The 21053-nt window shown below is 69.5% G+C and carries 23 protein-coding genes; 5 read left to right on the top strand and 18 right to left on the bottom strand.

What is annotated here, in order from left to right:
• Positions 1-358: 358 nt before the first annotated feature.
• The 14 genes from OHB56_RS22590 to OHB56_RS22525 all read right to left on the bottom strand — a co-directional run bounded on the left by OHB56_RS22590 (position 359) and on the right by OHB56_RS22525 (position 8285).
• Complete coding sequence (locus OHB56_RS22590) at positions 359-1621, bottom strand: tyrosine-type recombinase/integrase (protein ID WP_406355293.1); 1263 nt, start codon at positions 1619-1621, stop codon at positions 359-361.
• On the bottom strand, positions 1621-1818 hold the full coding sequence (locus OHB56_RS22585) for a helix-turn-helix transcriptional regulator (protein ID WP_406355292.1): 198 nt from the start codon (positions 1816-1818) through the stop codon (positions 1621-1623). Before OHB56_RS22585 ends, OHB56_RS22590 begins: the two co-directional genes overlap by 1 nt.
• Before the next feature lie 2 nt (positions 1819-1820).
• Entirely contained in the window at positions 1821-3209 is a 1389-nt protein-coding gene (repSA, locus tag OHB56_RS22580; RefSeq protein WP_406355290.1) for a replication initiator protein RepSA, read from the bottom strand.
• Positions 3206-3898, bottom strand: a complete 693-nt coding sequence (locus tag OHB56_RS22575) for a DNA methylase (protein ID WP_406355288.1) — start codon at positions 3896-3898, stop codon at positions 3206-3208. The genes repSA and OHB56_RS22575 overlap by 4 nt, the downstream gene beginning before the upstream one ends.
• 5 nt (positions 3899-3903) lie before the next feature.
• Entirely contained in the window at positions 3904-4086 is a 183-nt protein-coding gene (locus OHB56_RS22570; RefSeq protein WP_406359193.1) for a hypothetical protein, read from the bottom strand.
• 92 nt (positions 4087-4178) lie between these two features.
• Positions 4179-4724, bottom strand: coding sequence for a GGDEF domain-containing protein (locus OHB56_RS22565; RefSeq protein ID WP_406355286.1), 546 nt, complete (start codon positions 4722-4724; stop codon positions 4179-4181).
• Between the two features lie 3 nt (positions 4725-4727).
• Entirely contained in the window at positions 4728-5048 is a 321-nt protein-coding gene (locus OHB56_RS22560; protein WP_406355284.1) for a SpdD-like protein, read from the bottom strand.
• A gap of 12 nt (positions 5049-5060) precedes the next feature.
• Complete coding sequence (locus tag OHB56_RS22555; protein WP_381173338.1) at positions 5061-5216, bottom strand: hypothetical protein; 156 nt, start codon at positions 5214-5216, stop codon at positions 5061-5063.
• A gap of 9 nt (positions 5217-5225) precedes the next feature.
• Entirely contained in the window at positions 5226-5417 is a 192-nt protein-coding gene (locus tag OHB56_RS22550) for a mobile element transfer protein (RefSeq protein WP_004987945.1), read from the bottom strand.
• 1 nt (position 5418) lies between these two features.
• On the bottom strand, positions 5419-5613 hold the full coding sequence (locus tag OHB56_RS22545) for a hypothetical protein (protein ID WP_406355282.1): 195 nt from the start codon (positions 5611-5613) through the stop codon (positions 5419-5421).
• A gap of 20 nt (positions 5614-5633) precedes the next feature.
• Positions 5634-6323: a DUF2637 domain-containing protein gene (locus OHB56_RS22540; RefSeq protein WP_406355280.1), complete on the bottom strand. Its 690-nt coding sequence runs from the start codon at positions 6321-6323 to the stop codon at positions 5634-5636.
• A 19-nt stretch (positions 6324-6342) separates the two neighbouring features.
• A complete protein-coding gene (locus OHB56_RS22535; RefSeq protein ID WP_406355278.1) occupies positions 6343-6549 on the bottom strand; it encodes a hypothetical protein in 207 nt (68 codons plus the stop codon).
• A 20-nt stretch (positions 6550-6569) separates the two neighbouring features.
• A complete protein-coding gene (locus OHB56_RS22530; RefSeq protein ID WP_406355276.1) occupies positions 6570-7928 on the bottom strand; it encodes an FtsK/SpoIIIE domain-containing protein in 1359 nt (452 codons plus the stop codon).
• Positions 7929-7931: 3 nt separating this feature from the next.
• On the bottom strand, positions 7932-8285 hold the full coding sequence (locus OHB56_RS22525; RefSeq protein ID WP_406355274.1) for a hypothetical protein: 354 nt from the start codon (positions 8283-8285) through the stop codon (positions 7932-7934).
• Between the two features lie 158 nt (positions 8286-8443).
• Here OHB56_RS22525 and OHB56_RS22520 point away from each other — a divergent pair, with 158 nt between their 5' ends.
• Positions 8444-9175 (top strand): XRE family transcriptional regulator, encoded by a 732-nt coding sequence (locus OHB56_RS22520; RefSeq protein WP_406355273.1) that lies wholly within the window; start codon positions 8444-8446, stop codon positions 9173-9175.
• A 46-nt stretch (positions 9176-9221) separates the two neighbouring features.
• Positions 9222-9692: an NUDIX hydrolase gene (locus OHB56_RS22515; protein WP_406355272.1), complete on the top strand. Its 471-nt coding sequence runs from the start codon at positions 9222-9224 to the stop codon at positions 9690-9692.
• On the opposite strand, the gene OHB56_RS22510 is transcribed toward OHB56_RS22515, so the two are convergent.
• Positions 9680-10240, bottom strand: a complete 561-nt coding sequence (locus tag OHB56_RS22510; RefSeq protein WP_406355270.1) for an HD domain-containing protein — start codon at positions 10238-10240, stop codon at positions 9680-9682. The genes OHB56_RS22515 and OHB56_RS22510 overlap by 13 nt on opposite strands.
• Positions 10241-10948: 708 nt before the next feature.
• Entirely contained in the window at positions 10949-11209 is a 261-nt protein-coding gene (locus OHB56_RS22505) for a hypothetical protein (protein ID WP_406355269.1), read from the bottom strand.
• A gap of 931 nt (positions 11210-12140) precedes the next feature.
• On the opposite strand from OHB56_RS22505, the gene OHB56_RS22500 reads away from it, so the two are divergent.
• The 3 genes from OHB56_RS22500 (at position 12141) to OHB56_RS22490 (ending at position 17089) form a co-directional block, all read left to right on the top strand.
• Positions 12141-13196: an HNH endonuclease gene (locus tag OHB56_RS22500; protein ID WP_406355267.1), complete on the top strand. Its 1056-nt coding sequence runs from the start codon at positions 12141-12143 to the stop codon at positions 13194-13196.
• Between the two features lie 1051 nt (positions 13197-14247).
• On the top strand, positions 14248-15438 hold the full coding sequence (locus OHB56_RS22495) for a pyridoxal phosphate-dependent aminotransferase (RefSeq protein WP_406355266.1): 1191 nt from the start codon (positions 14248-14250) through the stop codon (positions 15436-15438).
• Positions 15439-15910: 472 nt separating this feature from the next.
• The gene (locus OHB56_RS22490; protein WP_406355265.1) at positions 15911-17089 is read left to right on the top strand and encodes a serine hydrolase domain-containing protein; all 1179 of its coding nucleotides are present in this window, start codon (positions 15911-15913) and stop codon (positions 17087-17089) included.
• A gap of 139 nt (positions 17090-17228) precedes the next feature.
• Here OHB56_RS22490 and OHB56_RS22485 read toward each other — a convergent pair whose 3' ends face one another.
• Positions 17229-17762: a YbjN domain-containing protein gene (locus tag OHB56_RS22485; RefSeq protein WP_326753860.1), complete on the bottom strand. Its 534-nt coding sequence runs from the start codon at positions 17760-17762 to the stop codon at positions 17229-17231.
• Positions 17763-17934: 172 nt separating this feature from the next.
• Entirely contained in the window at positions 17935-20532 is a 2598-nt protein-coding gene (gene clpB, locus OHB56_RS22480; RefSeq protein ID WP_326753859.1) for an ATP-dependent chaperone ClpB, read from the bottom strand.
• Positions 20533-21053: the final 521 nt, after the last annotated feature.

Raw genomic sequence — 21053 nt, 5'->3', positions numbered from 1 at the left:
ACGAGCCGCAGGAGGCGGCCACAGCCCCGCCGGCCGCCCACCAGCTGCCACTGTCACTGCCGCCGCTGCCGCCGCGGCGCGACCGGCTCACAGGGCGCCGACGTCCCGCCGCCACCACGAACACGACGACCAACGCGAAGACCAAGGCCAGGATGATGCCGATGACCATGAGCCACCGTCCTTTCGTTCCCCCGTGATGCACCCGAAGCGACCCCCCGTGGGCGCCTCGCTCACGCGTGTGGACGGGAGATGCCCGATGCCCGCCCGGCCCAAAGCAGAGTTGAGCAACTTCTGAGGATCCGTCTGGAGGAACGGCCCCTGACCTGTGCAGAAGCGCAGTCCAGGGGCCGTTCGGGTGTCACTGGGCCGTCTGTGGGCCGTGATCTTCCCGAGAGAGGCGCTGAAACACCGTGTCGATGGCACGACGGGCACGCTCGCGACTGTCGGGCATCAGGTGGGCGTACACCCGCAGTGTCAGCCCCGGATCAGCATGTCCCATGTACTCGCTGACGGCCTTGATGTTCTCGCCGGCGTCCAGCAGCGCGGAAGCGTAGAAATGCCGTAGGGCATGCATCCCGTGTTCGCGCGCCGACTCGTACCGGTTGTTCTCCCCCGCTGCAGGGAGGAGACCCGCGGCAGCAAGAGCGGGCTTCCACTCCTTGGCATTGAAGTTGCTGCGCCACACGATGCCCCCTTGCTCAGCCGTGAAGACCAGTCGGGCGGACACCTTCGGCCCCTCCGGCACGCGCCACGGCAACCTGATCTCCACGGGCTTGCAGGCATCCATATGCGCCCGGAGAGCTCCCGCAACGGAGTCGGGCAACGGTACGTCCCGCTTCTTGCCTCCCTTGGGAAGGTCGAACACCGGATGCCCCTCCACGTGCTTGACCTGTCGGACCACGTGGAGGGTACGGCCGTCACTGCTGAGAGCGTCTTCGGCGAGCCCGAACACCTCACCCTGCCGCAGACCACACCCGGCACCGACATCGACCATCGCCTGATAGCGCTCCAAGAGTGCCGCTCGAACGGCCAGCACTCGGGCGGGTTCCCACGGAATCACCGGGTGCGAGTCGGGCTTGGGCCGCCGTACGGTCCGCGAGCCGCACGGATTGCGGGACAGGAGCGAGTCGTCGACAGCGGCGGACAGGACCGACTGAACGTCCGCGAAGATGTTCCGGGCATAGGACGCACTCACGCCGGGCTTCGCTTCCAGCACGGCGAGAAGTTCCCTGATGTGCTCAGGCCGGAAGGTCCCGATCGGCCGGGAACCGAGCACCGGGTAGACGTGCAGCCGCAGGCGCCGGCCGAGTTCCTTCCGGGTCATCGGGCTGGAAGTCTTACTGTCCAACCACTTCTCGGCGTACTGCCGGAAGGTAATCCGCACCGAGTTGGGGTCGGTGTACTGACCGCGCGTCATGTCCGTCTCGATCGCGCTGAGCCACTTCTCAGCAAGCCGCTTCTTGCCGTCGGGAAAGCTCTTGGACTTCTCGGTGCCATCGGGGCCGACGTACCGGGCCCGGTAGCGGAGGCCGACGCCGTGCCGGTCGGTCTTGACCTTGCGGCTCTTGCCATCCGGCCCAGTCTCGGTCCGAAACCAGCGGTCTTGGATGTGTCCGGCCATCAGGCGACCCCTTCCATGAGGGAGTCGACCCAGGCCCGCACGTCGTTCGGATCGAAGCGGAGGTGCCGGCCGACGCGAAAGCCGCGGGGACCGGTGTCCTTGCGGCGCCACTGGTAGACCGTCTCGACGCTGGGGAGCTCGAACATCTCGACCAGGTCCTCAGGGGTCAGGAACCGGTTCGGCAGCTCTGAGGCCATGGTCAGCACTCCCTTTCGTCGGCGAGTTGGTCGCGTAGGGCTTCGCGGGCGGTTTCGCGGTTGAGTTGGAGGTCGCGGGCGATGATGGCGGCGAGGGCGGACTCGCCGGGGGTGTGGCCGTGGCCGGCGTACTGCCAGTCGGCCAGGACGAGGACGGTGTCCGGCTCGCGGTCCTCGAGGCCGAGGGCGGCGTGTTCCTGGGCGGCGCGGTAGTCGGCGCGTGCCTGGCGCAGTTCGCCGAGGGTGGTGGAGTAGCGGCGGGACTTGGAGGAGAAGTGGCCGCGGAAGCCGAGCATGTGCGCCCACGCCCACAGCCGCCGGTCCGGATAGAGCGGGTCGAGCCGCTTGCAGGCTTCGATCAGGCGGCGGGTGTGGTCCGGGACGCCGTGCCGGTCGAGTTCGGACAGTTCCCCGATGCGCCGGTCCAGGGTGCCGGTGTTCTCGGCCGCCTTGGTGGCGTATTTGGCGACGTAGGAAGCGACGGCCTGTTCGGTGATGTCGGAGCCGTCGCCGAACGCCTTGACCGGCCGGACGTCGAGCTGGGTGCCCCACCGGAAGGTCCGGGCGGGCTGCTCGGCGGCGGCCGGGACGGAGACCGAGGTGTACGAGTGGCCGGCGGCGGCCCGGATCGCGTCAGCGAGCAGCTGCACGGTGGCCCAGGACGGCGGAGCGGTGTCCGGGCCGTCGGGTCCGTCGAGGCGGACCACGGCATGGAAGTGCACGGCGCCGCGCTTCTGGAACTCGGCGACCTTGCCGTACGACAGCCGGGCGCACTCCTTCAGCTCGCGTTGGGTGAGGCCGGCGCGGGCGGCGATCTCGCGGCGGAGTCGGTTGGTGAAGCGCTGCCAGAGCTGCCCGGCGTGGTTGTTGAACAGCACCGCGCCCGCATAGTCGTAGGTGGCCGGGTCGAGGGCGGTGCCCAGTTCGGGCGCGTCCGGGGCGTGGCGGGTGCTGCAGCGGCAGGCGCCATGGTCGGGCCGGTTGTGGACCGGGCCGAACGAGGGCGCGGTGAGGGTGGCGAACACGCGCGGGTGGTCGCGGACGGTGCCGGGGATGGCGCGGCGGTCGTCCCCGGCCAGGCCCGCGCGGATCAGGTGATAGGTGTCGCCGGCGTAGGTCCAGGCGCAGGCGGGGCAGCGGGAAGCCCGGCGGTTGCCGCAGGCGACGCGCAGCCGTCCGCCCGGCTCACCGGCGGTGGTGTAGTGGTGCAGGGTCTGGCCGGTGGTCTTGTCCTTGGTCAGGGTCCAGCCGGTCAGGTGGATCGGGTCGGCGCAGCCGCCGGTACGGCGGATCTGGTCTTGCCAGCGGTCGAAGCCGGGGGACCCGGCCACCCGCAGCAGATCGCCGAGGGTGACCGGGTCCAGGCCCGCCGCAGTGGCGGTGTCACTCACGCGAACACCTCCTGTCGGGCGGTGAGGAAGGCGGTACCGATCCAGCGGGTGTAGGCGGGCGGGATCGCCTCGGTCAGCTCCTCGCGGACGTCGGTCCAGGTAATGCCCATGGCCGTTTGCATCTCGGGGACGGTGGCCTTGCCGCCGCCGTTGCCGTACGCGGCGACGTAGGGGCCGGTGCGGTGGACGCCGTGGCGGTGGCCGCGCACGTAGCCCCGGTGCCGGGGGTGAACGGGGCGCGGGGTGGCCCAGCGGCCGAGTTCGAAGTTGCGGTGCCGCAGCACGCCGAGCCCGAACATCTCCCCGCACAGGGACAGGTCCTTGCGGATCTGTGCGCGGCCGTTGGGCTGCTCGATCACGTACGGCAGCCCGGAGGCGTCGAGGAGGTCGCGGGTGGCGGCGACCATGTCGACGTGCGAGCCGCCCCAGCCCCGAGACGCGTTGGTGCCCACGGTCAGGGCACAGCCGGCCTGGCAGGGCGGGGAGGCGTGCACCAGGGCGTACCGCTCGCTGTCGCCGCTGGTGATCAGGTGGGCGAGGTAGTCCAGGGCGTCGCCCCGGTAGTAGGCGAAGGGGTAGCGGGGGCGGTCGGCGATGTCGCAGCCGTCCACCTCGAATCCGGCCCGGTGGTAGCCCATGGCGGCCCCGCCGGCGCAGGAGAACAGGTCGAGTACGCGCGGGAGCACCATGGCGGTCACCTCCCGGCCCGGGCGAGGCCAGCGGTGGGGGTGGTGGTGCCGGTGCCCTGGCAGGTCGGGCAGGTGACGCGGAGGGTGGTGCGGGTGCCGTCGGTGTGGCGGGTGCCGGTGGTGATGGCGACGACCGGGAAGCCGTCGCAGTCGCGGCAGACGCGCGCGGCCGGGGTGCGCTGGGGCATCATGGGATCTCCCTTTTCGGGTCCGTTGGATCTGGATGGGTGGGCCCCCGGAGCGGCGGAGACTTGGCGGTTGAGGCCGCTCCGGGGGTTGGTCAGTCGTGGACGTTGCGCCTGCCGTGGCCCTTGGCCGCGTACATTGCGGCGTCGGCCGCGGACAGCGCGTCGGTGAGAGCCGGTACCGGCAGGTCGGTGCGGTGGCAGAAGCCGACCGAGGCGGAGACCGACAGCAGGCGTCCGTCGTGGACGACGGGCCGGCCGAGGGCGGTGTGCAGCGCGCTCGTCCCCGGCGTGTGGGCGGGGTCGGTGACGATGGCCGCGAACTCGTCTCCACCGAGACGGGCGGCGACGCCGTGCCGGCCGCTCCAGTCCCGCAGCCGGCGGGCGGTCACGGTGAGGACGGCGTCCCCGGCGGCGTGGCCGTACGTGTCGTTGATGCTCTTGAAGTCGTCCAGGTCGATCAGGACGACCAGCGCGGCCGGGTGCCGGGTGAGCAGGTGCTCGGCGCGGGTGGTCCATCCGGCGCGGGTGTGCAGGCCGGTCAGCGGGTCGCGGCGGGCGGTGGCCAGGCGACGGACCAGGAGGCCGCCGTGAACGGCCCAGCCGAGCGCCGGTAAGGCGGCGGCGATCAGGGTTTCCACGGCTCACCGCCCCTTGCGCAGGTCGTTGACGAGCAGCCGCAGGACGACGGCGACCACGGCGACCGAGACACCGGTGACGGCGACCGCCAGCAGCAGCGAGACCAGGACCGCACCGACGACCAGGACCACGGCGGTGCCGCCGCCGACGAGGGCGAGCGCGGTACCCGGGGTGAGCTGAACCGTCGGCCGGGACGGCGCCGGGACGACCGGGGCCGGCGGCGGGACCGAGGTGGCGGGAGTGATGGTGGTCGGCTGGACGACGACCGCGGGCGGGGTGAGGCGGCCGGTGGGCTGGGGCATGGTCGGGGGCTTGGGCCGGAGCATGGACGGATCTCCTTACTTGACGGCGGTGTCGATGACGGGGGACAGGAGGCTGTCGGCGAGGAGGTAGCCGCCGAGGAGGAGCACGGCGATCAGCCACCAGGGCGGGCGGATGAGCTTGACGCCGAGGACCCCGACGCAGAGCAGGGCGAACCAGAGCGGGACATCCATGACGGCCTCCTAGCGGACCTTGCAGCGGTGGGTGCGGGCGGCGAGTTGTGCGGCGGACCGGCTGGAGTAGTCGGCGGACCAGCCGCAGCCGTCGGAGCTGCACACGGCGGCGTGCTTGGTGGTGCCGTGGCGGTCGCGGTGGGTGCCGATCTGCACCGGGCCGATGCGCATCACGGAGTGGAAGAAGTCGCGGGCGGGCATGTCAGTCGGTCTCCGTCCGGGTGGTGGTCGGGTCGGGGAAGGAGGCGCGGATACCGGCGGCGGTGACCGGGTCGTCGGTGCGACGGGCGGCTTCCTCGGCGAGCAGGTGGGCGAGGTAGGGCCGGTCGGCGGCGGCCATCTCGCGGGCGGCGTCGAGGTGGTCGGCGGCGGTCAGGTCGGCCGGGTCACGGGTCACGGGTGCTTCTCCCTTCCGGGTCAGGTGAGTTGGGCGGCAATGGCGTCGGCCAGGTGCGGCGGGACGCCGAGGCGGGCGCGCAGGGTGTCGGCGTCGATCCGGGCGCCGGTGCGGGCGTGGTGGTCGTCGGCGACCTTGCGGGCATGGGCGACCAGCGCGGCCGGGACCGGAACCGCAGGCGACGGGGTGGGAGCCGGGTCGGCGGCCGGGAGGGCCGGGGGGTCGTCGGCGGCAGCCACCGGGACCGGGGTGGGGTCCGGGTCGGCGACGGCGGGCGGCTCCGGTGCCGCCTCGGGCACGGGGTCCGGGTCCGGTGTGGTGGGTGCCGGCGAAGCCGGGGAGGTGTCGGTGGAGGAGTGGGCGAGGAGGGTGCCGCCCATGAAGGCCAGGGCGGGCCAGGCGGCGACGAGGATGCGCAGCCAGGCCGGGACGTCGTTCAGGTCGAGGAGTCCGGCGGTGGCGACGTTGGCGCCGAGCGAGGCGACCAGGGCGATGAGGAACCAGCACCAGGCCAGCCGGGACGGACCGTCGGTGCGCAGCCGACGCCAGGCGGCGACCAGCAGCAGATCCACCGAGACGGGGTAGGCCCAGGCCTTCCAGCCGTCCTGTCCCGCGGCGGCGGCGAGGTCGTGCAGGTGGGCGAAGGACAGGGCGCCGGCGATGACGGCCTGGACCAGGACGGCGTCCACGCGCAGGGCGGAGCGGGTCATGATGCGTGTCCTTCCTGGCTCAGTCGGCGGCGTGGCCGGTGCCCCAGCAGGTGAGGCACAGGGCGGTCTGGTGGTTGTCGGTGGCACGGCCCTTGCGAGCGCCGACGCGGACGGTTTCGGCGGTCTCGCCCTTGCCGTCGCAGTCGGGGCACTTCTCGGGCTCCGGCTTCGGCTTCGGCTTCGGTGTGGTCGTGCGGCGGGTGGCGGGCTTCTTCGCGGCGGGCATGAAAAACCTCCCGGAAGGGGTCAGGCGGCGGCCGGAGCCGACTCGACAGCCGGGGCCGGAACCGGGGCGAGGGTGCCGAGAACGGGCCGGAACGGGGCCAGGGCGGGCACGTCCGGGGTCAGGTCGGCGTGCCGGTTGCAGATGTTCACGGCCTGCCGCAGCGAGGTGTGTGGAGCACGGATGCGAGCCCAACCGCCGGACGAGTCACCGGTGACGGCGACGCCGGGCGTGTCGGTGGGGATCTGGATCGCGGCCAGCACGGCATCCGGGGCGATGTCGCCGAAGGCCATGTTCGCCGACGATTCGTCGTTGACCCGGTGGGCGGTGCGGCCGGTGAGCTGGGCCCGGAGCATGGTGATGCCCCTGCCGAGTTCGGAACCGAAGCGCTGCCCGCAGATCTCCAGATAGATGCCGGCGGCACGGCCGAGCTGGGCCAGCCGGGCCAGGGCGGTGATGATCCGGTCCCGCCGCTTCTCCTCCTCCTTGCTCGCGAAGAGGGCGAGTTCGGCGACCTCGTCGACCATGACCACGACCGGCACCGGGCGCAGGTCCTCGCGCAGGTCCCAGATGTCGGCGGCGATCTCGGCATCCGGCACGTCGGCGGTGATCCGCTGTTCGGCCCGGATGAGCTGGTACACGTCCTGCATGTGGGAGACCAGCGCGTCGAGGAGTTCGGCGGCGGTGTCGGGGTTGTCGGCCAGCGCGGAGAAGCGGCGGGCGAGCGGGAACAGTTCCACGCCTTGCTTGCAGTCGATGCCGACCAGGGCCACATGGTGCGGGGCGAGCGCGGCGACGAGGTTGCGCTGATAGACCGACTTGCCGGACTCCGTGGCGCCGAGGGTGAGCGCGTGCGGGACGGTGCGGTAGTCGCGGAAGTGCACGGAGCCGTCCTCGCGCAGGGCGACCGGGACCCGCATCGGGCGGGCGTCATCGGCCAGGGCCGGCATCTGCACCCGCTTGAGCACGTCGTAGCCGGTCATCCGCAGTTCGACCACGCCCGAGCGCAGCTCACGGGAGGTGACGCCGTACAGGGCGAAGGAGTGGCGCAGCCGGTCCGTGGCGGCGGCGACGTCGAAGGCGTCCTGTCCGGGGCGGAGCTTGAGTCGCAGGACCAGGCCGGTACGGGTCACCCGCACCCGCAGGATGCGCGGAGCACGAGGACCGGGAATCGGCCGGTTGGTCACCCGGGCCACGGTCAGGCGCCAGCGCGGGGCCGGGACGGTCAGGCCGCAGGCGTCCATGACCGAGCCGTAGCGGATCAGGACCCGCAGCGCGGCGAGGGTGACCCCGAAGGTCAGCCAGTACCAGGCGGGGCGCCGCCACCGCAGGAGACCCGCAGCGGCGACGACCATCACCAGGGCGACTAACAGCCACGTCATGACTCAGGCCGCCTTCGGCTTCGAGGCGCCGGCGGCGAGCGAAGTGACCGCGACCGCGCGGAAGGCGATGCCGTGCCGCTTCTGGCCGTTGAACTCGTTCTCCCACGCCGAGGCAACCAGGCCCGTGAGCGCGACCGGGGTTCCCATGGTCAGGTCCTCGGAGACGCCGGGCTGCGGAACGGTGAGCTTGAGGATCTCGACCTCGTCGGGCGTGGAGAACATGACCTCCACCGTCATCAGCGTCACGCCGTCCTTGTCGATGGCGATCTCACCGGTACGGCGGTCCTTCACCTTGGGCTGCGGGGCCTTGGCGACCATCACGGTGGCGTTGGCGGTGTCCACGGGAATCTGACGCATCGTCTTGTCTCCTGTAGCAGTGAGGCGTTGACCGACATCTCGTCGGTGAGATCAGGAGACCGCGAGAGGCAGTGGACGCATCACGGTCCATATGGACGTTTGGGGACGTCTGAGCTATCGTCAAAACGTCCCTACGGCGTCCCATGGAAGGACACGTCATGGCGAACGAGCGTCTGCGCGCGGCGATTTCGGCGAAGGGCGAGACGATCCAGTCCGTGGCCGAACATGTCGGCGTTGACCCCAAGAGCGTGGAACGTTGGATCACAACAGACCGCACGCCGCACCGGGGACACCGTTGGAAGGCTTCGAGCTTCCTCGACGTCGATGAGGTCTACATCTGGCCCGCGGTGGAGAAACGAGCCGAGTCGGCGAGCACGTCAGAGCTGATCACGTACTACCCGCACCGGGGAGCGGTGCCGGCGACACTGTGGTCATCGCTGATCGAGAAGGCGAGGGACCAGGTGGACATCCTCGTCTACGCGGGGTTGTTCCTCTTCGACGGCCATCCGGATCTTCCCGACCAGTTGGCAGAGAAGGCCAAGGCCGGCGCACAGGTTCGCGTTCTGCTCGGTGACCCGGACTCCGACATGGTCCGCCAGCGCGGCGAAGAGGAAGGCATCGGTGACGATCTGGCCGCACGCGCCCGGATCACCCGGCGCTACCTCGAGCCGGCGATGACAACACCGGGCGTCGAAGTCCGGTTGCACGACACGATCCTCTACAACTCGATCTACCGGTTCGATGACGACGTGTTGGTAAATCCGCACGTGCTCGGAGCTCCCGCGGGGCAGAACCCGGTTCTGCACTTCCGCTACATCCCGGGGGCCCGGACGTTCCGGCACTACATGCGCAGCTTCGACTACGCGTGGGAGCGCGGGCGACCCGAGTAGACAAGCGCCCATGCCGTCCAGCGGCGGAGCGTGCAAGGCTTGGGCCATGGCTCGAGTCGACTACTTCAACGATCCGAACTCTCCGAAGGCGAACAGCATCGTTCCATCCGTCACTGCGGTGGCGCTCAACGATGCCGGGGAAGTCCTGCTGATCCACAAGACGGACAACAACCTGTGGGCACTGCCCGGTGGTGGGGTCGACGTCGGCGAGTCAGCCCCCGATGCCGCAGTGAGGGAGACGAAGGAGGAGACAGGTTTCGACGTCGAGGTGACGGGCCTGGTCGGCATCTACACCAACCCGGCTCACGTCATGGCATACGACGACGGCGAGGTACGCCAACAGTTCTCGATCTGCTTCCGAGCCCGCATCGTCGGCGGCGAGCCGCGCACGAGCAGCGAGAGCAAGGAAGTGGCGTTCGTCCATCCCAGCCGACTGGACGACCTGAACATCCACCCGTCGATGCGGATGCGGATCGATCGCGGACTGACCGACCGACCCGATCCCTACATCGGCTGATCACCGAGACGTGAGCGCGTCCGCCCGACGGCAGCCCCGAGGTAGGGACGCGCCTTGCTGATCGCGTTGTGCACCTCACTGCCCGGCTCGTACCGCTCCAGAATCTCGTCAATGCGATCATCGAAGTCGAAGGACTGCCCCGCCGGCCCAGTCGTCATGTCCGCATAGATCAGCGCGTCCAACACGGGAGAATTCTCCCGCGCGTACACGTCCAGCTCGTCAGTCAGCCCACGCTGCTCAGCCTCGTACACGGCACCGGAATGATGAGCGACCAGGCGTACCAGTCGGGACGGCGCTCCAAGCGTCTCCAGGTGGCGCGCGCCATCGAGCGGGTGGAAACCCGTGTCCCGCAGCTCTGGGGCGTACCCGATGTCGTGCAGCCAGGCAGCGGCGACGAGCAGATCACGATCCCCCTCGGACACAGCAGCCGAAGCCTCGCGCGCGCGAGCAGCCACCGCCTGAGTGTGCAGCCAACGATTCCCGAGCGGAGGCAACAGCGACTCGGCTAGCTCAGCCGCGCCTTGAGGCGTATCCAATCCAGAGGGCATAGAACGCACGGTAGCCCAGACGGGCCCGGAGCCGACACCGCGAGACCGGACACCCCGAGCCGTGGCGCGGTAAGACTTTCTCTACTTCATCAAGGCCCGCGCACGGCGCGGGCGCGCGCCGCCTTGTCGGCGGGGCCGCCGCCCTGTCTTCGCCAGCGGCGGCCCCGCCCGGCGGCGCGCTGCGTGCAAGCGGGCAAGGGCGAGACGTCATCCGCGGGCACAAGATGATGCCTCCGGCGGGGGATCGGCCGGCACCGGGATGGAGGGGGCACCGTTGCCGACCGCGGGCCCGTAGGGGCGTGTGCGGGGTGGGCTCCCATCCCGTCCACCGCCGACCCAGGCAGAGCCGAGCAGACGCGGCCCAGGGCGTCCAGGTCGTTCGTACAGTGGCGCGCTCCACCTGGACGCCCTGAACCACGCCCGCTCCACGGTGTGTGGGTCGACGGCGGACGGGATGGCAGCTGGGCGAGTGGTGGCCTGAGGTGGGACTGGCGTGATCAGGGTTACCGCAGCGGCAGAAGTTTCTGAAACCACAATTGCAGCACTACCTAATGCAAAGGCGATAGCGCTTTCGTCGAGGAGAGAGGAAGGAGATATGCACCTCCCGTATTTGCAAGGCCGCGGACTTACGGGCAACCCACGGCGACGACCCCTAATGGGCAACCAAGAAGAGATCGCCGCCCTGTTCTCGGCGCGGAGGTGGTGGAACTACTCGACATGGTAGGTAAGCCGGTAGTGCGCCTCGTCGGATAGGAAGTCTGCCGTGAGGTCTCCGTGCCCTTCGTCGAATTCCCTGATCGCCACCGCGCCAAGGTTGTCATCTTGGTCGGGGTCGTCCTCATCGAAAAGTTCGATGCGGATTTCTCCACCGTGAGGGATGATCCGCTCGAGGTGCATGGGAGCGACTCCGCCCTTGGACATGGAGAAAATGCCGCTATCTGGCCAGAACCGACGTCCGTTGGCTGTCATGTAGAGCTCGTCTGTGCCACCGTCATCCTCGGTTGCGAAGCACTGGAGGTTCGTAAGTACGGCTACTGACCTAGGCACGGTGAATCACCTATCTCTGCACAATTCGGCCCGTCATCGCTGAAGCTGTCCCGTAACTCCCGAGACCGCCCTCCGGTGCTCAGTTCGCCTGGTTGGACGGGTCTCTACTGAGGCCGCGAGTCGAGCAAAAAGCGGACAAGATTATCTGATGGCGGCGCCCGTCATCCCCTGTCGCTGAGTTATGGGACAACTCTTGGATGCAGGGTTGGAGAGGGACGCGTTAGGTAAGACCCGGTGAAGTAAGGGTCTCGCGCTTGAGGGTTGGTCTTCACCCTTACGTTCGAGTGTAAGTGACCTTTTAGAAACGCGCCATCGGAGCCAAGTCGGGGTGGAGTTGGATTTAGGTCATCTTTCGACAGGGTCGCTTGATTGCATCGGCAACGACTCTATCTCCGCAGCCACATTTGCCTTCGGCTGCCATCCCGCCTGCCGTCGACTCACATCCTGTGGAGCGGGCGCGGTTCCTGGCATCCAAGTGGAGCGCGCTACTGTATGAACGACCTGGACGTGAACCACAGCGACCGTCCTCGTCCACTACCGTCTCTCCAGGACCTCGTAGTGACCGGTGTGACCGTCGCTGACTGATCCGGCTAGAGCTGCGAATCAGGCGTTACCCGTGCCACGACCGTGTCAAATGGGGCGGGGACTTGCGGGGAACTGCGGTTGTCGACAGGGACCACAGCCAACAGGCGCCGAAGTCGGTATCCCGCAGGTCAGACCCCAACTAGCCCCACTTCGCTCCTAAAGCGGGCGTCAGGTGGGACCGTGCTTACGCTGCACTGCACGGCCACTATGTCTGGCTTGGGGGTAGTTGCCCGCCGGGGCTGTCGGTGCTTACCCCTAGGCTTCCGCCATGCGCAAAGGTGCGATCAGCCGGGATAATGTCCTCAAAGCCGTAGCGGAGTACGACGAGTTGGGCCGCGAGAGGTTCCTGTCCGAGTACGGGTACGAGCCGGCGACCGGGTACCTCCTCGTACACGAGGGCCGGACATACGACTCGAAGGCCATCGCCGGGGTGGCCCACAAGTTCGATCAAGGTCGAGCGCTGAGGCCGGATGAGTTGAGCGGGGGAAGGTCGCACGCCGCCAGGTGGCTCGCCCGACTCGGCTTCGCGATCCGTTCGTCCCGGGATCCCGACTGGACGCGTGACGAGATCATCCTCGCCTGTGACCTGGCGATGGCCAACGGCTGGAAGCGACTGGAGTTCAACGACCCACGCGTGATCGAGCTGTCCGCGCTGCTGCAGACCATGCCGATCCACCCCGAAGAAGTACGTACCGAGCTGTTCCGGAATCCCAACGGGGTGGCTCGCAAGACCGTCGACATCACGTCCCGGCACCCGGACTACCGGGGGAAGCCCACGAACGGCAACGCGCTCGATGTCGAGGTGATGAACGACTTCCTGGCCCGGCCGGCCGAGATGGCGGAGGTGGCCCGGCACATCCGGGACGGCCTGACCACAGGCGAATTCCAGGACCTGCCCCCGCAGGCCGAGGAGGAGGACGACTACAGCGCGCCCGAAGGCAGGTTGCTGATACGCCGTCACAAGAGCCGGGAGCGGGACAAGGGGCTGCGCAAGAGGAAGATCGATGCCGTGCTGCGCCAGGGCCGCCGGCTCGCCTGCGAGGCATGCGGCTTCGACTTCGAGGCGACCTACGGCCCGCGGGGTGCCGGATACATCGAGTGTCACCACGTCGTGCCCCTGCACGAGGCCGGAGAGGGGCGGACCAAGCTCAGTGATCTCGCTCTGATCTGCGCCAACTGCCACCGCATGATCCACCGCCACGCGCCCTGGCCCACACCCGACGAACTCCGGAACCTCATCCGGGAGACAGCGACCCGGGACGGGGCACGGATCCCCGCGCAATCGGAGCCCGAACCGAGCCAATCGCGACTGACGCCGTTGTAACGAGGTCGGCTCCGGCGCCCGGCAGCCCCTCACCCATGTTTCACGCGAGGTTTCACGACCTTGCCAGAGGCGACAGATGCGACTGGATACCCTCACGCGGCACCGTTAGCGACGTAGAAGATCTACGCCGTTTGGTAAAGCGTCTGTAAAGCATAAAACGCGCATGTCTGATAGATCATGTTTTGGTGAGCGCGCTAATGGCCCAGGTTGTCAGTGAGCGGCTGTATAAGCGGGAGTCGTACGAAAAACCCGCAGCTCAGGGGCACGGGAAGCGCACTGAGACGCGTCATCCGGCCGCTCAGTACCGACATGGACGTCGCCCTAAGCGACCTCATCTACAGGTTCGTGGGGTTGGTGCGGTCGCCTGTTGCGCCGGCCATCATGGTTCCTGTCATGCAGAAAGCCCACCCCGCCGCGCTGGCTACCAAACGAGAGCGGCAGAGGTGGGCCCGGAACCTTGGAGGTCCATCTTGAGTCTCCCGCGGGTGACCCAGCATCTGTCAACTCCCCCTCAGTCGGTCACCGTGATCACAGTGCTTGTCTGCATCCTGTGGGTGGTCGCCCCTCAGGCGCAGGAGTTGGCCACATCTCTGATCGTCCTCAACGCTCTGTGGCTGGCTCGGGCAGCCATGCGTGCGGCCGGTCAGACTTCGGCGCACGGAACGCTCGTACAGCAGCAAAGCACAGCAACCGCAGCAACCGGCATCGTCCGGTGGCGCGCAACCGGCATCGTCCGGTGGCGCCTTCGAGGGACCGGTAAGCAGCCGGTATGACCGCCACCGACCGGTCCACATAGAGCTACGGATCAGAAAGCACCGCCCGCCCGTATAAGACACCGGGGTAGGCCACGCTCTTCATGGAAGTCGTGGCCTACCCCGGCAGTCTTCGCCCCATCTGTCGGGCCGTCTCTGGGCCGTGCGGGGGTGCTCAACGATGACAGCTGACGACAGCCGACGACGGCTCTTCCCCTGCTCAGAGACGGTGCTTCGGGTACCGGCGCAGGTGCCGATCAGTGAAGCAGAGTTGAGCAACTCCAGAGGTTCGGCGCAGGATGGCGGGCATGACCTCCAGCGCGCGTCCCCTCCTGAACCGCCGGCTCGCCGGGTTCGGGACCACGATCTTCGCCGAGATGTCCGCCCTGGCCCTGCGCACCGGCTCCATCAACCTGGGCCAGGGCTTCCCGGACACCGACGGCCCCGAGGAGGTCAGGGAGGCGGCGGTGCGGGCCCTGCGGGACGGCCGCGGCAACCAGTACCCGCCCGGCCCCGGCATCCCCGAACTGCGCACCGCGATCGCCGCGCACCAGCAGCGCCGCTACGGCCTGTCCGTCGATCCCGACACGGAGGTCCTGGTCACCGCGGGCGCCACCGAGGCGATCGCCGCGTCGCTGCTCGCCCTGCTGGAGCCGGGCGACGAGGTGGTCGCCCTGGAGCCGTACTACGACTCGTACGCGGCCTGCGTCGCGATGGCGGGCGCCACGCGCGTACCGGTCACCCTGCGCCCCCGTGAGGGCCGCTTCCACCTCGACCTCGACGAACTGCGCGACGCCGTCACCGACCGCACCCGCCTGCTGCTGGTCAACACTCCCCACAACCCGACCGGCACCGTCCTCACCCGCGAGGAACTGGCCGCGATCGCCGAGCTGGCGGTGGAGCGCGACCTGCTGGTGGTGACGGACGAGGTGTACGAGCACCTGGTCTTCGACGACGCCGAACACGTACCTCTGGCGACCTTCCCGGGCATGCGGGACCGCACGGTCACCATCTCGAGCGCCGGCAAGACCTTCTCGTTCACCGGTTGGAAGGTCGGCTGGGTGACGGGAGCGCCCGAGCTGGTGACGGCAGTCCGCTCGGCCAAGCAGTACCTGACGTACGTCTCCGCAGGCCCCTTCCAGTACGCGGTCGCCGAGGCCCTCGCCCTGCCGGAGGCGTACTTCGACGCCTTCCGCGCCGACCACCGGCGCAAGCGCGACCTGCTCGGCGACGGCCTGCGCGCCGCCGGCTTCGAGGTCTACCAGCCCCGGGGCACGTACTTCATCACCACCGACATCACCCCCTTCGGCGAGAAGGACGCCTATGCCTTCTGCCGCGCCCTCCCCGAACGCTGCGGCGTCGTCGCCGTCCCCAACTCCGTCTTCTACGACGACCCGGAAACCGGCCGCAGCCAGGTCCGCTTCACCTTCTGCAAGAAGGACGAGGTCCTCACCGAGGCCGCCGGCCGCCTGCGGCGCCTGGCAGCCTGAACCCGCGAACGGCACGGCGCGTGACAGGGTGATGTTCCGGCCGGTGTTCCCCGCGCCGGGCCCCGGTAGGACGGCCGGGGTCCGGACGCCGAGTTCGACGGCGTGCTCCCGGAAGCACACGGCCTTCCCGCGCGGGACCGCCTGAGCGGTGGCGGGGCTGTTGCCGCCGGTGAGGACCGGGGTGAGGAAAGAGGCCGGCGCGATACGGCGTGGCGGAGAACGCGGCAGTTCCGAGGCCGTGGCTGCCCAGGCCGATCGCCACGTCGGCGGACCGGGGATCGTGATGCGTCCGGTGGCAGCCCCAGATCGGCTTCGCCCGCTGCCGGAGTCCGGCCGGCTCCTCGGCCATGGCCTTGACGCCTTCGATACCGGGCAGTTGGTATACGTCGGCCTGCGTCCACCCCGGTAGCACCCGACAGGTCGGGGGGCGGCCCGGATGGCCGGTGGAACGGGTTGTTCCTAGCCTCGGGCCATGATTCTTCGTCGCTTGTCGTTGTCCGCCGCCGTTCTGGCGCTGGCCGTGTCGGCTTCCCCGTCCGCAGCGGCCTCGCCACCCCCACCGCGTCCTTCCGCCGTGGACCGGTCCGTGCAGCACGACGCCGACGCGCTGCGTGCCACCGGAGTCACGGGGGTCTCGGTCCGCCTGGAGACCCCCCGGGGGACCGTCACCGCCCGCTCCGGTGTGGGTGACCTGGTCAGTGGTCGCCCGGTTCCCGAGGACGGCCATCTGCGTCTGGGCAGTGTCACCAAGACGTTCGTCGCGACCGTCGTGCTGCAACTGGTGGAGGAGAAGCGGCTGACGCTCGACCGGACGGTGGAAGAATTACTGCCCGGGGTGGTGACCGGCGCCGGGAACGACGGTCGTGCCATCACGCTCCGCGACCTGCTGCAGCACACCAGCGGACTGTACGACTACACGGCCGATGTGTTCCCCGACCACAGCGCGGAAACGTACTACGCCCATCGGTGGCACGCCTACCGGCCCGCACAGCTGGTCGCCATGGCCATGCGCCACGAGCCCGCCTTCCCTCCGGGAACGGACTGGGAGTACTCCAACACGAACTACGTACTCGCCGGGATGGTCATCGAGAAGGTCACCGGCCGCTCCTGGGAGCAACGGGTCCGCGACCGTATCCTGCGCCCTCTCGGGCTGCGTCACACGGACATCCCCGGCACCCGGCCCTTCCTGCCGCAGCCCCACGCGGCCAACTACCAGCAGTTCGCCCCGGACGGCCCGATGGTCGACACCACGATTCCCTACCGCCCCTTCGACCTCGGGGCCGACGGATCGATGACGGGCACGGCCCGTGACCTCAACCGCTTCTTCACCGCCCTGACCCGGGGACGACTGCTGAAACCCGCCACCCTCGCCACCATGCGGGCCACCGTCCCCATGCCCCGGGACAGCGATCATCCCGTGGGCACCCGGAGCGGCCTGGGACTGTTCTTCACGCCCTTGTCCTGCGGCGGCGGTTACCTCGGTCACGGGGGAAGCGGCTTCGGTTATCTCGTCCGGGCCGCCACCACGACGGACGGCCGTCGCAGCATCACCGTCTCCACGCACAGCCGGCCGGGAGATCCGGACACGGCGGACCGCCAGGAGAACGCGCTGCGCGAGCTCGTCGACCACGCCCTCTGCCACCCCGGGTAAGCACGCCCCCTGCTACCCCGGGCAAGAAGGTGCGGGCAGCGGGCCTGTGGGAAACCGGAGGAGCCCGGATCCGGGCGACCCTGGGGTCGGTCCGGAGCCGGGCTCCTCCGCGCGTACGCGGGCGGGAAGCGGAGGGCTTCTACTCCTCGTCGTCCTCGGGCTTCTCCGCCTCGTCGACCTCCTGCTCCAGGCCGAGCTGCTCCACGAGCCACTTGTCGAACTCGATCGCGGCCCGCACCCAGCTGACCGTCGACGAGACGAAGTGCTCCAGGCTGACGCCCGTGCCGATCAGCATCTGGGCCTCACCGATGAGGCGGACGGTGCCGTCGTCATGGGTGTGGGTGTAGACCTTGGGCCACAGGGTGCGGCGGTTCCAGTCGTCGATCGACTCGAGGAGCTGCTGCTTCTCCTCGATCCCGTGCGGCCGGTCGTAGAACGTCCGCACGGAGAAGATCTGCTGGTCGTCCTCCCCGCGGAACATGAAGTAGGTGCGGAACTGCTCCCACGGCGCCGCGAGGTCACCCTCGTCGTCGACGACGTACTTGAGCTCCATCTGGTCGAGGAGCTGCTTCACGAGGTCCTGATCCGGGACGACGGGGCCCGCGGGGCCCTGGGGCTGCGGCTCCGGCTGCTGGCCCCCGAAGCTAGGAATCGAGGACGGGTCGATGGACATCTGGGACTCTCCTGCGGTCGTCTGGCGTCCGGCCGTGGATGGGACCAGACGTACGTCCCACCCTCTCTCTCTTGGCACGTGCCGGGCAACCTGCCTGGCCGAGAGGTCTCCCCACGCGCCGGTCTCCATGATCACATTTCGATGACCATGGAGACCGTACCCCTAGGGGGTATTACAGCGTCTTGACCGTGGCCGGGCCCACCAGGAGGCCCTCGCCGGCGCGGTCCACGCGGACCGTGTCGCCGTCCTTGATCTCGCCGGACAGGATCTCCTTGGCGAGCCGGTCGCCGATGGCGGTCTGCACCAGGCGGCGCAGCGGGCGGGCGCCGTAGGCCGGGTCCATGCCCTCGTCCGCCAGCCAGGCCAGCGCCTCGGGAGTGATGTCCAGGGTGAGCCGGCGTTCGGCGAGGCGGCGGCCCAGCCGGTCGAGCTGCAGTGCGGCGATGCGTTCCAGCTCGGGTTTGGTCAGCGCCGAGAAGACGACCAGGTCGTCGAGCCGGTTGATGAACTCCGGCTTGAAGGAGGTCCGGACCACTTCCAGGACCTGTTCCTTCTTCTGCTCCTCGGTGCTCAGCGGGTCGACCAGGAACTGGCTGCCCAGGTTGGACGTCAGCACCAGGATCGTGTTGCGGAAGTCGACCGTGCGGCCCTGGCCGTCGGTGAGGCGGCCGTCGTCGAGGACCTGGAGCAGGATGTCGAAGACCTCGGGGTGGGCCTTCTCCACCTCGTCGAGGAGCACCACGCTGTAGGGGCGGCGGCGCACGGACTCGGTGAGCTGGCCGCCCTCCTCGTACCCGATGTAGCCGGGCGGGGCGCCGACCAGGCGGGCCACGCTGTGCTTCTCGCCGTACTCCGACATGTCGATGCGGACCATCGCCCGCTCGTCGTCGAAGAGGAAGTCGGCGAGCGCCTTGGCCAGTTCGGTCTTGCCGACGCCGGTGGGGCCGAGGAAGAGGAAGGAGCCGGTGGGGCGGTCGGGGTCCGCGATTCCGGCGCGGCTGCGGCGTACGGCGTCCGACACCGCCCGTACGGCCTCACTCTGGCCGATGAGCCGCTTGCCCAGCTCGTCCTCCATGCGCAGCAGCTTCTGCGTCTCGCCCTCCAGCAGGCGGCCCGCGGGGATGCCGGTCCAGGAGGCGACGACATCCGCGATGTCGTCGGAGCCGACCTCCTCCTTGACCATGGTGTCCTTGGCGACCTCCTCCTCGGCTTCGGAGGCGGCCTCCAGGTCGCGTTCCAGGCCGGGGATCTCGCCGTAGAGCAGCTTGGAGGCGGTGTCGAAGTCGCCCTCGCGCTGGGCGCGTTCGGCCTGACCGCGCAGGCCGTCGAGCTTCTCCTTCAGCTCGCCGACCCGGTTCAGGGACTGCTTCTCCTTCTCCCAGCGGGCGTTGAGGCCGCGCAGTTCCTCCTCCTTGTCGGCGAGGTCGCGGCGCAGCTTCTCCAGGCGCTCGAGGGAGGCGGCGTCGGTCTCCTTGCCGATCGCCAGTTCCTCCATCTTCAACCGGTCCACGGAGCGCTGGAGTTCGTCGATCTCGAGGGGCGAGGAGTCGATCTCCATGCGGAGCCGGGAAGCCGCCTCGTCGACCAGGTCGATGGCCTTGTCGGGCAGGAAGCGGGAGGTGATGTAGCGGTCCGAGAGGGTCGCCGCCGCCACCAGCGCGCTGTCGGCGATCTGCACCTTGTGGTGCGCCTCGTAGCGGCCCTTCAGGCCGCGCAGGATGGCGATGGAGTCCTCGACCGACGGCTCGGCGACCAGCACCTGCTGGAAGCGCCGCTCCAGCGCAGGGTCCTTCTCGATCCGCTCGCGGTACTCGTCGAGGGTGGTGGCGCCGACCATGCGCAGCTCGCCGCGGGCGAGCATCGGCTTGAGCATGTTGCCGGCGTCCATGGCGGAGTCGCCGCCGGCACCGGCGCCGACGACCGTGTGCAGCTCGTCGATGAAGGTGACGATCTGCCCGTCGGATTCCTTGATCTCGGCGAGGACGGTCTTCAGCCGCTCCTCGAACTCGCCGCGGTACTTGGCCCCGGCGACCATCGCCCCCAGGTCGAGCGCGACCAGCCGCTTGTCCTTCAGCGACTCGGGCACGTCCCCCTTGACGATCCGCTGGGCGAGTCCCTCGACGACGGCGGTCTTGCCGACGCCGGGCTCGCCGATGAGCACGGGGTTGTTCTTGGTGCGGCGGGACAGCACCTGCACGACCCGCCGGATCTCCTGGTCCCGGCCGATCACCGGGTCGAGCCTGCCCTCGCGGGCAGCCTCGGTGAGATCGGTCCCGAACTTCTCCAGGGCTTTGTACTGACCCTCGGGGTCGGCCGTCGTCACCCGACGGGCTCCTCTCGTCTGCTGGAAGGCCGCCTGCAGCTTCTTCGCGGTGGCGCCCTGCCCGGCCAGCACCTCGCCGGCCGCGCCGCCCTTCGCGGCGACGCCCAGGAGCAGGTGCTCGGTGGAGAGGTACTCGTCGCCCAGGTCGCGGGCGCGGGCCTCGGCGTCCGCGATGACGGCGAGCAGCTCGCGGTTGGGCTGGGGCGGGGCGACGGTGGACCCGGTGACGCTCGGCAGTCCGGCGAGGACGCGCTCGGCCCCGGCGCGCACGGCGGCCTGGTCGGCGTCGACCGCGGCGAGCAGGTCGGTGATGTTCTCGTTGTCCTGCCCTTCGAGCAGGGCGAGCAGCAGGTGGGCGGGGGTGAGGTCGGGGTGTCCCCCGGTCAGGGCCCGATTGCCGGCTGCGTTGATCGCGTCCCGGCTCCGGTTGGTCAGCTCGGCGTCCACGTTCGCGTTCTCCTCCTTGCGGTGACCGTTCAGCGGCCCTCACGGCCGACATCGACTTGGCTGACTCGGTCAGCGTACACAAACTTGAGTCTATTCCACTCAAGGTGAGGACGGGAGGGCCGGAGTGATCGAGTTTCCGGGCCTCCCGGCTTCCGGCGCGACCACCGGCCGCTCACCTCCGCGTACCTCCGTGTACCTCCGTGTACCTCCACCCATGGATACGCACGCACCCCCGGGATGTGCACGCACACACGCACGTGAATACGCACGGGCGCGGGCGGGCAGAGGCGCGAGCGGGCAGGGCGCGGGCGCGTGCCGGAGAAACGGAGCGCGGCGGGCGTCACGGCACGGATCGGGGTGGGGTCGCGGCGCGAGGGCGCGGGCGCGGGCGCGAAGGCGGGGCCCTGCGCGAAAGGCGTACGACGGGCCCGCGCGCGGGGGACGACATTCGCCGGCCGTGGGTGACACTGGGGGCGGCACCGGTACGGCGGCGCGCGGGCCGGCCGGCCGGGGCGTGCGGT

Origin of the sequence: Streptomyces sp. NBC_01635, assembly GCF_045209715.1 — a bacterium.
In the GTDB taxonomy this organism is placed as follows: Bacteria; Actinomycetota; Actinomycetes; order Streptomycetales; family Streptomycetaceae; genus Streptomyces; species Streptomyces hirsutus.
Note: the sequence above shows the minus strand (reverse complement) of the source record. Positions and strands in the feature narration are given on the sequence as shown.